This window comes from Kitasatospora sp. NPDC058406 (assembly GCF_042722765.1).
GTDB lineage: Bacteria > Actinomycetota > Actinomycetes > Streptomycetales > Streptomycetaceae > Kitasatospora.
On the sequence record NZ_JBHXKE010000090.1, the window covers coordinates 1 to 12,391 of the forward strand.

Annotated in this window: 12 protein-coding genes; 9 read left to right on the forward strand and 3 right to left on the reverse strand. The window is 73.1% G+C overall.

Annotated elements, in window-relative coordinates; all coding sequences use genetic code 11:
- Nucleotides 1-179: 179 nt before the first annotated feature.
- Nucleotides 180-383, reverse strand: coding sequence for a cold-shock protein (locus ACFWOG_RS19285; protein ID WP_329883282.1), 204 nt, complete (start codon nt 381-383; stop codon nt 180-182).
- A 447-nt stretch (nt 384-830) separates the two neighbouring features.
- Here ACFWOG_RS19285 and ACFWOG_RS19290 point away from each other — a divergent pair, with 447 nt between their 5' ends.
- The 7 genes from ACFWOG_RS19290 (at nt 831) to ACFWOG_RS19320 (ending at nt 8,794) form a co-directional block, all read left to right on the forward strand.
- Nucleotides 831-1,730 carry a menaquinone biosynthesis protein gene (locus ACFWOG_RS19290; protein ID WP_329883283.1) on the forward strand — a complete coding sequence of 300 codons (900 nt, stop codon included), beginning with the start codon at nt 831-833 and terminating at the stop codon, nt 1,728-1,730.
- Between the two features lie 134 nt (nt 1,731-1,864).
- A complete protein-coding gene (locus tag ACFWOG_RS19295) occupies nt 1,865-3,568 on the forward strand; it encodes a serine/threonine-protein kinase (protein ID WP_380359816.1) in 1,704 nt (567 codons plus the stop codon).
- A gap of 162 nt (nt 3,569-3,730) precedes the next feature.
- Nucleotides 3,731-4,954 (forward strand): cyclic dehypoxanthinyl futalosine synthase, encoded by a 1,224-nt coding sequence (mqnC, locus tag ACFWOG_RS19300; protein WP_380359818.1) that lies wholly within the window; start codon nt 3,731-3,733, stop codon nt 4,952-4,954.
- Between the two features lie 14 nt (nt 4,955-4,968).
- The gene (locus ACFWOG_RS19305; RefSeq protein WP_380359820.1) at nt 4,969-5,598 is read left to right on the forward strand and encodes a hypothetical protein; all 630 of its coding nucleotides are present in this window, start codon (nt 4,969-4,971) and stop codon (nt 5,596-5,598) included.
- A gap of 313 nt (nt 5,599-5,911) precedes the next feature.
- Nucleotides 5,912-6,499: a hypothetical protein gene (locus ACFWOG_RS19310; RefSeq protein ID WP_329883286.1), complete on the forward strand. Its 588-nt coding sequence runs from the start codon at nt 5,912-5,914 to the stop codon at nt 6,497-6,499.
- A gap of 158 nt (nt 6,500-6,657) precedes the next feature.
- Nucleotides 6,658-7,350 carry a demethylmenaquinone methyltransferase gene (locus ACFWOG_RS19315; RefSeq protein WP_380359822.1) on the forward strand — a complete coding sequence of 231 codons (693 nt, stop codon included), beginning with the start codon at nt 6,658-6,660 and terminating at the stop codon, nt 7,348-7,350.
- 160 nt (nt 7,351-7,510) lie between these two features.
- Complete coding sequence (locus ACFWOG_RS19320; RefSeq protein ID WP_380359838.1) at nt 7,511-8,794, forward strand: geranylgeranyl reductase family protein; 1,284 nt, start codon at nt 7,511-7,513, stop codon at nt 8,792-8,794.
- Nucleotides 8,795-8,913: 119 nt separating this feature from the next.
- Here ACFWOG_RS19320 and ACFWOG_RS19325 read toward each other — a convergent pair whose 3' ends face one another.
- Complete coding sequence (locus ACFWOG_RS19325) at nt 8,914-9,315, reverse strand: MazG-like family protein (protein ID WP_329883288.1); 402 nt, start codon at nt 9,313-9,315, stop codon at nt 8,914-8,916.
- A 122-nt stretch (nt 9,316-9,437) separates the two neighbouring features.
- Nucleotides 9,438-10,148 carry a peptidylprolyl isomerase gene (locus ACFWOG_RS19330; protein WP_380359825.1) on the reverse strand — a complete coding sequence of 237 codons (711 nt, stop codon included), beginning with the start codon at nt 10,146-10,148 and terminating at the stop codon, nt 9,438-9,440.
- A gap of 215 nt (nt 10,149-10,363) precedes the next feature.
- Here ACFWOG_RS19330 and ACFWOG_RS19335 point away from each other — a divergent pair, with 215 nt between their 5' ends.
- Complete coding sequence (locus ACFWOG_RS19335) at nt 10,364-11,380, forward strand: DMT family transporter (RefSeq protein WP_380359827.1); 1,017 nt, start codon at nt 10,364-10,366, stop codon at nt 11,378-11,380.
- Between the two features lie 588 nt (nt 11,381-11,968).
- On the forward strand, nt 11,969-12,328 hold the full coding sequence (locus tag ACFWOG_RS19340) for an NADH-quinone oxidoreductase subunit A (RefSeq protein ID WP_014137597.1): 360 nt from the start codon (nt 11,969-11,971) through the stop codon (nt 12,326-12,328).
- The last annotated feature ends 63 nt before the right edge of the window (nt 12,329-12,391 follow it).

Consider the following 12,391-nt stretch of genomic DNA (forward strand, 5'->3'; position numbering starts at 1 on the left):
GAGGGGGCCCTGCGCATGCCCGCGGAGGGGGCGCGGCACAGCCCCCGGCGCCGGAAGAGGCAGGGGGCCCACCGAAAACGGCGGGCCCCCTTGGGTGTTGCTCTCTTGTGCTCTGGTGACGGCCGACGGCCGCCGGCGGACCCGAGGGGTCCCGAGCGATCAGAACATCGTGAGGATGGTCAGATAAGGGTGACGTTCTCCGCCTGCGGGCCCTTCGGGCCCTGAGTGACGTCGAAGCTGACCGCCTGGTTCTCCTCCAGCGAGCGGAAACCGCTCGCGTTGATGGCGGAGTAGTGGACGAAGACGTCGGGGCCGCCGCCCTCCTGGGCGATGAAGCCGAAGCCCTTCTCAGCGTTGAACCACTTGACGGTTCCCTGAGCCATGCCGTTCTCCTTGCGAGGGACGTGTCGGGGACCACACCGTGTGGCACCCGGTCCGCTGCGCTGATCGCCCTGCCTCCGGACGGGTCCGGAGTTTTTCGATATTGCTGAAAAACTACAAAAAGCCTGCGGTTACATGCTCCGCAGGCTTCAAGTACTGCAAGGGGAATCAAACTGCAACTGAGGGCAACGCTAGCATGCGGCTGCTGTGACGACCAGGGGTGACTTGCAGGCCGGACCGCACGTGTCGAAAGCCCGGATCAGCGGTGTCCGCCGGGCTGTTGGGCCCGTCGTGCACGGCCCGTCGGGCCCGGTGGACGCGGCCCGTCGCGGCAGCGGACGCGGAGCGGGCCCGCACGCCGTGCGCGCGTGTCGGAAGGCCGGTGCCGGGCTTCCGGAACCTCGGGCATACCCTGCGGGGAGGCGCACGAACAGCAAGGGAGCGGCGCAGTGGCACCACCGGATGCGGAAACACGGGATCCCGAGGGGCACCCCCCGGTCCGGCCGCGGGTCGGGCACATCCAGTTCCTGAACTGCGTACCCCTCTACTGGGGACTGGCCAGGACCGGGAACCTGCTCGACCTCGACCTCACCAAGGACACCCCGGAGAAGCTCAGCGACCAACTGGTCCGCGGTTCGCTCGACATCGGGCCGATCACCTGCGTGGAGTACCTCCGGCACGCGGACGAACTGCTGGTGATGCCCGACATCGCGGTCGGCAGCGACGGCCCCGTGATGTCCTGCGTGATCGTCAGCAAGGTGCCGCTGGCCGACCTGGACGGCCGACGGGTCGCCCTCGGCTCCACCAGCCGGACCTCGGTACGGCTCGCCCGGCTGCTGCTGGAGGAGCGCGAAGGCGTGCGCCCGGAGTACTTCAGCTGCCCGCCCGACCTGGACGCCATGCTCGCCGAGGCCGACGCGGCCGTCCTGATCGGCGACCCGGCGCTGCGCGCCTACCTCGGCCAGGCGGCCGCGCAGGGCCTGGCCGTGCACGACCTCGGCGAGATGTGGAAGGAGTGGACCGGACTGCCGTTCGTCTTCGCGGTCTGGGCCGCCCGCCGCGACTTCGCGGAGCGCCGGCCCGAGCTGACCGCGGCGGTGCACCGGGCCTTCCTGGAGTCCCGGGACCTCTCCCTGGTGGAGGCCCGCGAGGTCGCCGCGCACGCGGCCCGCTGGGAGACGTTCGACGCCGGCGTGCTGGAGCGGTACTTCAGCGAGGCGCTGGACTTCTCGCTCGGCGAGCGGCAGCTGGCCGGACTGGCCGAGTTCGCCCGCCGGGTCGCGTCCGACAGCGGTTTCGCGCCGGACGTGGCGGTCCGGCTGCTGGAACCGGCGCCCGTCGTGGCCTGACCGCCGGTCTCCTCGCCCGCGCCCCGGATCGTGGCCCGGGTTGTGGCCCTCCACCGCCCCGCCGCCCGGTAGCGTCTGCACCCGGTATCCGTGTCCCGGAGGCGGGGCCATGCGGCGAGGGGAGCGTGCGGGGGATGCAGGCACTGGGATCGGACGATCCGCGCCGGGTGGGCGCCTACCGGCTGCTGCGCCGGCTCGGTGCGGGCGGCATGGGCCGGGTCTACCTCGGCCGGACCGCGGGCGGCCGCACGGTGGCGGTCAAGGTGGTCCGCGGCGAACTGGCCGAGGACGCCGAGTTCCGCGCCCGGTTCCGGCAGGAGGTGGACGCCGCCCGCCGGGTCGGCGGCTCCTGGACGGCACCGGTCCTGGACGCGGACACCGAGGGCGAACGCCCCTGGGTGGCCACCGGCTACATCGCCGGCCCCGCGCTCGGCGCCGCCGTCACGGAGCACGGGCCGCTGCCCGAGCCGGCGGTCCGGACCCTCGGGGCCGGCCTCGCCGAGGCGCTCGACCACGTCCACGGCCTCGGGCTGGTCCACCGCGACGTCAAACCGTCCAACGTGCTGCTGACCCTGGACGGTCCGCGGCTGATCGACTTCGGCATCGCCCGCGCGCTGGACGCCGCCAGCGGGCTCACCCAGTCCGGCTACGTGGTCGGCTCACCCGGCTTCATGTCCCCCGAGCAGGCGAACGGGCAGCTCGCCGGACCGCCCAGCGACGTCTTCTCGCTGGGCGCCGTGCTCGGCTACGCCGCGACCGGGGTGCACCCCTTCGGCGAGGGCGTGAGCGCCGCCGTCCTCCTCTACCGGGTGGTGCACGAGGAACCGGACCTCTCCGGGCTGACCGACGGGTCGTTGCGCTCGGCCGTGCTCGCCTGCCTGGCCAAGGACCCGGCGGCCCGCCCGACCCCGCGCGAGCTGCGCGCCTGGCTGGACCCGGACGGCTCGGCCGCCGCCCGGCTGGGGCGGGGCGGCTGGCTGCCGGCGGCGCTGGCGGCGGCGGTCGGGCGGAGTGCGGTGCAACTGCTGGACCTGGAGGCCGAGGTCTCCTCGGTGGGAGCGGGCCCGCCGTTTCCGGGGGCGCCGGGAGCGGACCGGACGCCGACCTACGTCCCCGGCGCGGGGGCCGACGTGCGCGGCGGGCCGGGTACGGGGCAGACCCCGGCGGTCGGGGCCGCCTCCCGGCGCCGGTACGGGCCCTGGCTCCTGGCGGGTGCGCTGCTGCTGGCGGCGGGGGCCGGCTACGGCGCCTACCGGGTGTGGGGGCCGGAGGACCCGCCCGCCGTGGTCACCGCGACGGGGACGGGCTCGCCGAGCGCCCCGGCCACCGGGGGCGCCACCCGGCCGCCGCCGTCGACCGCGACCGGCGCGCCGTCCGGCGGGCCGTCGCCGTCGGGAGGGCCCTCGGGCGGGACGGCGACCGGGGGGACGCCGTCCGGTGGCGCCTCCGGGAGCGGTGCCCCGACGACCGGGCCGAGCGTCGTCCCGGAACGCTTCCTCGGCACCTGGCGCGGGGAGATGAACACCCAGAAGGGGGTGCCCGCCGGCACCACCACCCTGGTCATCGGAAAGGCGGCGCTCGGTCAGGAGGCCACCACCAGCCGCAACGAGCTCAGCGGGCTGCTCTCGGTGAGCTGCGAGGGCGCCTGGACGCTCACCTCGGCCGAACCGGAGAAGCTGGTGTTCACCTCCCGGCTGGTCCGCTCCTCACTGCCCGGGGCCTGCACCGGCGGCTCGTACTCCGAGACGCTCACCCTGCAGAAGGACGGCGCGATCCTCTTCACCTCGGCCGACCCGAAGGCCGGGAACCCGTCCGGGACGCTACGGCGGGCGGGCTGACGCGGGGCGGCGGAGGCGCTGGCGTAGGCTGAACCGGATGCGGCCCGGGGGTCCGACCTGGCGGTTCGATCCGCCGGCACGACCCCGGGGCGCAACCCGGAACCGTGCCCGTCCGGCAGGGCCCGCCAGACCAGCAGTACCCGAGAGAGAGAAGGCCGTCAGGTGTCCGAGCTCGCAGCGACCACCCTCGATGCGCCCAGCACCGACCTGCAGGCCGTGCTCGACCGGGCGGCCGGCGGCGGCCGGATCAGCCCGGAGGAGGCGCTGGAGCTCTACCGCTCGGCCCCGCTGCACGCGCTCGGCTCGGCGGCCGACGCGGTGCGCCGCCGGCGCTACGCCGGTACCGAGCACATCGCGACGTACATCATCGAGCGCAACATCAACTACACCAACGTCTGTGTGACGGCGTGCAAGTTCTGCGCCTTCTACGTGGCGCCGAAGAGCACCAAGGGCTGGTCCCGCGACCTCGACGAGATCCTGCGCCGCTGCGCGGAGACGGTCGAGCTGGGCGGCACCCAGATCATGTTCCAGGGCGGCCACCACCCGGACTACGGCGTGGAGTACTACGAGCGCGCCTTCTCGGCGATCAAGGCGGACTTCCCGCAGCTGGTGATCCACTCGCTGGGCGCGTCCGAGGTCGAGCACATGGCCCGGATCTCGGGCGTCTCGATCGAGGAGGCCGTCACCCGGATCCACAAGGCGGGTCTCGACTCCTTCGCCGGTGCGGGCGCCGAGCTGCTGCCGGAGCGTCCGCGCAAGGCGATCGCCCCGCTCAAGGAGTCCGGCGAGCGCTGGCTGGAGATCATGGAGACCGCCCACGGCCTGGGCGTCGAGTCCACCTCCACCATGCTGATGGGCACCGGCGAGACCAACGCCGAGCGGATCGAGCACCTGCGGATGATCCGCGAGGTGCAGGACCGCACCGGCGGGTTCCGCGCCTTCATCCCGTACACCTACCAGCCGCAGAACAACCACCTGAAGGGGTCGACCCAGGCGACCGTCTTCGAGTACCTGCGGATGATCGCCATCGCCCGCCTCTTCCTGGACAACATCGCCCACATCCAGGGCTCCTGGCTGACCACCGGCAAGGAGGCCGGCCAGCTGTCGCTCCACTACGGCGCGGACGACCTGGGCTCGGTGATGCTGGAGGAGAACGTCGTCTCGGCGGCCGGCGCCAAGCACCGCTCCAACCTCACCGAGCTGATCCACCTGATCCGGGCGGCGGACCGCGTCCCCGCGCAGCGCTCGACCACCTACGAGCACCTGCGGGTGCTGGACGACCCGGCCGACGACCCGGTCGACCCGCGGGTCGCCTCGCACATCGCCTCCACCGCGATCGAGGGCGGCACGGCGCACCCCGAGCTGAAGATCCTCGACAACGGCTGAGCGCCTCCACTGCCGTGCTGACCCTGCACCGGGCGGCCCGTGTGCTGCCCGACCCGGCCGATCCCACCGCCCCGTCCTACGCCGACGGGGCGGTGCTCGTGCGTGGCGAGCTGATCGCCGCCGTCGGCCCGTACGACGGACTGGCGGCGGAGCACCCGGCGGCCCGGGTGCGGGACTGGGGCGACGGACTGCTCACCCCCGGTCTCCGTAACCCGTACGGGCGCTGGCTGCTGGAGCGTGCGTACCATCCGGACCCGCGTGAGGGGATCGGGGACGAGCCGGTGCCCGGAGGGCCGCAGGGGCTCGGGGGGCCGGCCGACGAGGCGCGGTGCGGCGCGAGCGCCCGGCGCGGGCTCCAGCGGATGCTCGGGTTCGGGGTGACCGCGGTGGCCGGGCCGTTCGAACGCGCCTCGGTGCGGACGGCGGTGGCCCGGTCGGGGCTGGGCGTGCCGGGCGGTGCGGGGGCCGAGGAGGGTCCGCTGGACCCGCTCGCGGTGCTCCCGTTCGTGGAGGCCGTGCACGGACGCCTGGGGGTCGGGGGCCGGGCCGACTTCGCCGTGTTCGCACCCGGTGCGGACGGGCCGCGGGCCGGGGGCTGCCTGGCCACGGTGCTGGCCGGTCGACTGGTGTTCCGCCGGCGGTGAGCTGCCCGCCGCGACCCCGGCTCCGGGGACCGGCACGGGGTGGACGCCCGGATGCTACTCGTTGGTAGTCATACCGTCATACTGCTGTTTTCCGCTTCCCGGTGATCCCCCCTTGTGCCGCAGGGGAGTTGCTTCGTGTGCCGTCGAACTGCACCCCCGGCGAGGGTGTCTGATTCCCCCTTCGCCGTGACCTGAGGGCCCGCCAGCGGATAGCATCCCGCTCAGCTCAGTCCGTACCCTCACCACACTCCGCCCGTGCCCTCGGGCGGCGGGGCCCCGTCCCAGGCCCCGAACGCAAGCCAGGACAGGAACCATGCGATCCGCGACCGTCCCCCCGCCGCGCACCCCGCGGTTGGGCCGTGTTTGGTACCTCACCGCCGTGCTCAGCGCCGTACTGGCCGTCGGCATGTGCCTGCTGGGCTGGCGTCAGGCCGAGCAGGCCGACCGGATCGGCGCGCACCCGGTGACGGTCGAGGGCACGGTCACCCAGCTCCCCGCCGGCGGCGGCTCCTACAGCACCGTCAGCTACCGGGCCGTCGGCCAGCAGCACACCGCGGCGGCGCTGCCGCTCGCCGACGGCGTGAAGGTCGGTGACACGGTCTGCCTGGAGCACGCGGCCGACGACGCGGGCGCGGTCCGGGTCTGCGGCGACACCTACCCGCAACCGGTCGGCGTCGGGCTGGCCCGGTTCAGCGTGCCGGTGGCGGTGGTGCTCTTCGCCGTCTGCATGCTGAGGATCCGCAGGCACCGGCGCGACCTCGCCGTCCGGAGCGGGCAGAACCGGATCGCCACCACGGTGGCCATGGCGACCGGCGCGCTGGCCGAGGGGATGCCGGCGATAACCCACGGCAAGCGCTCGCGCCGCAAGCGCCGCTCCGGCGGGCGGCGCGGCCTGCACTGACGCTCCGCCCGCGCCGGGGTGAGGGCGTGTCGGGCGAGGACCGCGCCGGACCACGACGACGCAGGCCCCGTCCGGCCGCGGCCCGGCCGCACCGTCCGGGATCGCGCCGGACGTGCCCCGTTGCCCGGATCGTCCGGGCCAGGGTGAACAATGGGGTCGTGACCCGAGCCTCTCTGGACAAGCAGCCGCACGAAGTCGCCGCCATGTTCGACGACGTCGCGGCCAGGTACGACCGCACCAACGACGTGCTCTCCCTCGGCCAGGCCCGCGCCTGGCGCCGGGCGGTGGCCGAGGCCGTGGACGCCGGGCCGGGGGACCTCGTCCTCGACCTCGGGGCCGGCACCGGCACCTCCTCGCTGCCGTTCCGGGAGGCCGGGGCCGAGGTCGTCCCCTGCGACTTCTCGGTCGGCATGCTGACCGAGGGCAAGCGCCGCCACCCCGAGCTGGCGCTGACGGCCGGGGACGCCACCCGGCTGCCGTTCGCCGACGGCACCTTCGACTCCGTGACGATCTCCTTCGCGCTGCGCAACGTCCACGAGACCGAGGCGGCGCTGCGCGAGATGCACCGGGTCACCAAGCCCGGCGGCAAACTGGTGATCTGCGAGTTCTCCACGCCGACCTGGACGCCGTTCCGGACGGTGTACACCGAGTACCTGATGCGCGCGCTGCCGCCGGTCGCCACCGCGGTCAGCAGCAACCCGGACGCCTACGTCTACCTCGCCGAGTCCATCCGGGCCTGGCCCGACCAGCCCGCTCTGGCGGGGCTGCTCCAGGAGGCCGGCTGGTCCAAGGTGGCCTGGCGCAACCTGACCGGCGGGATCGTCGCCCTGCACCGGGCGTACAAGGTCTGACCCCCGGGTCGGGCCGCCCCGGACCCGCCGGAGCCGACCGCGGTTCCGGCCGGGGCCCGGTCCGCAGCTCGTAGACTCGTCCAAGCCCAGCCGCGCCGGCCCCCGACGGCCGGCCGACCCCAGCAGGAGTGTGCCCACCGTGTCCGAGACCGCCGTCGACCTGAACGCAGGCGTTGTGGAGAGCACCGCGGACGTCATCGTGGTCGGCGCGGGCCCGGCCGGCTCCGCCACGGCGTACTACCTGGCCCAGGCGGGCCTGGACGTGCTGCTGCTGGAGAAGACCTCCTTCCCCCGGGAGAAGGTCTGCGGCGACGGACTCACCCCGCGCGCCACCAAGCAGCTCGTCGACATGGGCATCGACGTGTCGACCGCGAACGGCTGGCTGCACAACAAGGGGCTGCGGATCATCGGCGGCGGCGTCCGGCTGGAGCTGGACTGGCCCGAGCTGTCGGCGTTCCCCGACTACGGACTGGTCCGCAAGCGGGCCGACTTCGACGAGCTGCTCGCCCGTCAGGCCGAGAAGGCGGGTGCCCGGCTCCACGAGCGCTGCAACGTCAGCGGCCCGGTGCTGGACGAGCGGACCGGCCGGATCATCGGCGTCACCGCCCGGCTCGGCGAGGAGAAGCGGCCGGTGACCTTCCGGGCCCCGCTGGTGGTGGCCGCCGACGGCAACTCCACCCGGCTCTCGCTGGCCATGGGCCTGCACCGCCGCGAGGACCGGCCGATGGGCGTCGCCTACCGGACCTACTTCACCTCCCCGCGCCACGACGACGACTACCTGGAGTCGTGGCTGGAGCTGTGGGACACCCGCGGCGCCGAGCGGAAGCTGCTGCCCGGCTACGGCTGGGTCTTCGGCATGGGCGACGGCACCTCCAACGTCGGCCTCGGCATCCTCAACTCCTCGCCCGCCTTCGGCGAGCTGGACTGGCGCGAGGTCCTCAAGGCCTGGTGCGCCAGCATGCCGGAGGAGTGGGGCTACACCCCCGAGAACATGACCGACCCGATCCGCGGTGCCGCGCTCCCGATGGCCTTCAACCGGCAGCCGCACTACACCCGCGGCCTGCTGCTGGTCGGCGACGCCGGAGGCATGGTCAACCCGTTCAACGGCGAGGGCATCGCCTATGCGATGGAATCCGGCCAGATCGCCGCCGGAGTCATCGTGCAGGCCCACGCCCGGCTGACCGACGCCGGCCGCGAGCGCGCCCTCCAGGCCTACCCGCGCATCCTCAAGGACGTCTACGGCGGCTACTACACGCTCGGCCGTGCCTTCGTGAAGCTCATCGGCAACCCGAAGGTCATGCAGCTCGCCACCCAGCGGGGCCTGACCCACCCCGTCCTGATGAAGTTCGTCCTGAAGATGCTGGCCAACCTCACCGACCCCCAGGGCGGCGACGCGATGGACCGCATCATCAACGGCCTCGCCAAGGCCGCCCCCAACGCCTGACCCACGGGCCGCGGCGGCCCCGTACCCCGGCGGCGCTTGGCCCCGGCGGTACCGGGTACCGGACCCGGGCCCCGGCGGCCGGGAGCCCGAGGGCTCCGGCGCCGTGGGCCACCCCGGGGTCAGCGCCGATCGGCCTCGGGCCGGTCCGCGTCCGGTCGAGCCGTCTCCGGTCGACCTGTCGCGGGCTGACCTGTCGCGGGCCGCCGGCCGGCGGCGGAGCGGCGTTCGACGTAGGCGAGGCGTTCGGCGAAGACCCGGGCCGCGTCGGGGGTGAGCGTCCGGAGGGCGACCAGGGCCGAGAAGACGACGTCGCAGAGCTCGTGCTGGACGTCGTCCCAGGTGTGGGTGACGCCCTTGCGCGGGTTCTGACCGGTGGCGCCGATCACGGCGGCGCTCACCTCACCGACCTCCTCGGAGAGCTTGAGGATCCGGGCCAGCCGTTCCTCCTGCGGAGGGAGCGGGCTCTCCTCGTCGAGCCAGGTGACGAGGTGGTCGACGCTCTCCCAGATCCTGCTGTCCATGCGGTGCTGCTCCCGTACGGTGTCGATGGCGTGGTCCACCGTACGGGAGCGGTGGCGTGCGGCGGCCGACCGCGGTGGGGGCCGGGCGGGGCCGGGGCTGCGGACGGGGCCCCGGCGGGAGGTCAGCGCTTGGCGATCCGGACGTCGCGGATCTTGACGAAGAGGTTCGGGTAGCCGTCGCCGGGGTTGTTCTGGTCGTCCTCGCCCGCGGCGGCGATCTTCTGGAGGACGTCCAGCCCCGCGGTGATCCGGCCGAAGGGCGTGTAGGCGGGGGAGAGCTTGGTGTCCTTCCAGACGAAGAAGAACTGGCTGCCGTTGGTGTTCGGCCCGGCGTTGGCCATGGCGACGGTTCCGGCGGGGTAGGTGGCGCCCTCCAGGTTCTCGTCGGGGAACGAGTAGCCCGGGCCTCCGCTGCCGGTGCCGGTCGGGTCGCCGCACTGCAGGACGAAGATCCGCTGGGTGGTGAGCCGGTGGCAGTGGCTGCGGTCGTAGTAGTCGTGCTCGGCGAGGAACCGGAACGAGAACGTGGTGCAGGGGGCCTTGTCGGTCAGCGCCTGGAAGGTGATCGCCCCCTGGGAGGTTCTCAGCGTCGCGCTGTAGGGCTTGGCGGCCTTCTTGGCGTCGAAGACCGGGATGCCCTTGAAGTTGTCGGCCGGGACCGCCGGGGTGTAGGTGCAGGCGGCGCCGGCGGCGGTGCCGGTCGACGGGGTCTCCGCGACGGCGGTGCCGGTGCTCACGGCGAGCGGCAGGACGGTGGCGGCGGCGATCAACGCCCAGTGTTTCCGCTTCACTTGACGGGCCTTCCGGTGGACGGGGGACGGCTGCGTTGTCATGGCGACATCATCCATGGCGGGGTGGGGATCCGGTAGGGGTGGAATGCCGTTGATCGTCCGGCCTCCGGTGCGCGACGATGGCGGACCCCTGTTCCGCCCCGACCGGGCCCCGCGCCCGGTCGCCTGCTCGGCTCGTTGCTCAGCCCCGGGATCCGTCCGACGTCGTGCGGGACTCTCGTGTGCCGGTTCCCGTTCGCTCCGAAGAGGTCCTGCCCATGCGTGTTTCGTCGTCCGTTCTCCGAGATGTGCCGGTCCTGCTGGTGGCGGTGGTGTGGGGGTCGAGCTTCCTGGCGGTGCAGCGGGTGGCCGAGCCGGGGACGGTGGTGGCCATGCTGGTGCTGCGGTTCGGCCTCGTCCTGCCGTTGCTCGGGGTGTTCGCCTGGCGGGGGCTGCGGCGGATGGGGCGGGCGGAGTGGGCGGGCGGGGCGTCCCTGGGCCTCGTGCTCGGCGCGATCTTCCTCCTGGAGACCTTCGGCGCGGTCCACACCTCGGCGACCAACGCCGGCCTGATCATCAGCCTCACGATCGTGTTCACCCCGCTCGCGGAGAGCGTGCTCACCCGGACACCGCTGCCGCGCCCGTTCGTCGCGGCGGCCGGACTGGCGGTGGTGGGCATCGCCCTGCTCACCGGGGACGGCGGGCTGCGGGCGCCGGCGTCGGGTGACCTCCTGGTGCTCGGCGCGGCCGTGGTGCGGACGGTCAACGTCCTGGCCACCTCCCGGGTCCGGGCGATCCGGGACACCGACACGCTGGCCGTCACCTGGGTGCAACTCGCCACCGCGACCCTGGTGTTCGCTGTCGTCGCGCCTTTCACCGGGCCGCTGCCCTGGACGGTCGCCGCCGCGTACGGGCCGGCCGAGTGGGGCTGGCTGCTGCATCTCGCGCTGCTCTGCACGCTGTTCGCGTTCTTCGTGCAGATGTGGGCGGTCCGCACCACCTCGCCCTCGCGGGTCAGCCTGCTGCTCGGTACCGAACCGCTCTGGGCGGCGGTCTTCGGGATCACGCTCGCCGGCAACCACCTCGGCCCGCTCGCCCTGGCGGGCGGCGCCCTCGTCCTGGTCGCCACCGAGTGGGGGCGCCGGACCGCGGTGGCACCGCTCCGGGAGGGGGCGCCCGCGGGACGCGCGGGGGAGCCGGGTGCGGGGGAGTCGGGTGCGGGGGAGTCGGACGCCGGGGAGCCGGGTGCGGCGGAGCCGGGCGTGGAGACGGCGCCGGAGCGGGCCTCGGCCTGACCGACGGGCGCGGCCGCGGACGTCCGGCCGCCGACGTTCACCGCCGTACACCGCCGTACACCGCCGTACACCGTGCGGGCGGGCGCCTTCCGGTGCCCGCCCGCACGTCTCCGTGCCCGCCCGCCGGTACCGTCCGCGCCCCAACTCGGCTTCCCGTTCGCGCGCTTGTGAACGAAGGGTCAAGCGGGCGTTCGGGAGGCCGCCACCCCTGCGGGTGAGCCGACATAACACGTCAACCCGGCGCTCTGAAATTTGCCCCGGACCGCGCATAGTTGATATAGGAGCGCGGCTCTGACCTGCCGCTTCGCAGATAAATGCGACGGGTTGTGATCGTTTGACTTCTTTGTGTCGACAACTCTCGCCATGTTCACTTTCGCCACCATTCGAGAGGTGGCGGAGATCACAAAGATCGTCTTGAACTGCGTGTCGCAGATCACAAGCTGACGGGCATAGGATGCGCTCGTTCCAGGCTTTGTGAACTGCCTCACATGAGGTGGATCACGGGAACTGGAACACCGGGTTCACCGCAGTGTGACCCGTCGGTTCCGATCTGCAGTCAAGGACGACTGGACGGAGGGAGCGGGGGCTATGAATGCCTACGCGCCGATCCTCGTACTCGGTGCCATCGCGGCGGCGTTCGCGGTCGGCTCCGTCGTGATGGCCTCACTGACCGGGCCCAAGCGGTACAACCGGGCCAAGTTGGAGGCGTACGAGTGCGGCATCGAACCGACCCCGCAGCCCGTGGGCGGCGGTCGGTTCCCGATCAAGTACTACCTGACGGCGATGCTCTTCATCGTCTTCGACATCGAGATCGTCTTTCTCTATCCGTGGGCGGTGAGCTTCGACGCCCTGGGGATCTTCGGACTGGTCGAGATGCTCCTGTTCATCGCCACTGTCTTCGTTGCGTACGCCTACGTCTGGCGGCGCGGCGGTCTGGAGTGGGACTGAGCCTGGAGCGGGACCGGGTGCCGGGCGGCCGCCGGAGCTTGTGAACGGGCGGACAAAGCCTGA

What these genes read in the sequence shown, in the direction of transcription:
- ACFWOG_RS19285 (WP_329883282.1), bottom strand. Translation starts at nt 383, where the DNA reads ATGGCTCAGGGAACCGTCAAGTGGTTCAACGCTGAGAAGGGCTTCGGC.
- ACFWOG_RS19295 (WP_380359816.1), top strand. Translation starts at nt 1,865, where the DNA reads ATGCAGGCACTGGGATCGGACGATCCGCGCCGGGTGGGCGCCTACCGG.
- ACFWOG_RS19310 (WP_329883286.1), top strand. Translation starts at nt 5,912, where the DNA reads ATGCGATCCGCGACCGTCCCCCCGCCGCGCACCCCGCGGTTGGGCCGT.
- ACFWOG_RS19325 (WP_329883288.1), bottom strand. Translation starts at nt 9,315, where the DNA reads ATGGACAGCAGGATCTGGGAGAGCGTCGACCACCTCGTCACCTGGCTC.
- ACFWOG_RS19330 (WP_380359825.1), bottom strand. Translation starts at nt 10,148, where the DNA reads ATGACAACGCAGCCGTCCCCCGTCCACCGGAAGGCCCGTCAAGTGAAG.
- ACFWOG_RS19335 (WP_380359827.1), top strand. Translation starts at nt 10,364, where the DNA reads ATGCGTGTTTCGTCGTCCGTTCTCCGAGATGTGCCGGTCCTGCTGGTG.
- ACFWOG_RS19340 (WP_014137597.1), top strand. Translation starts at nt 11,969, where the DNA reads ATGAATGCCTACGCGCCGATCCTCGTACTCGGTGCCATCGCGGCGGCG.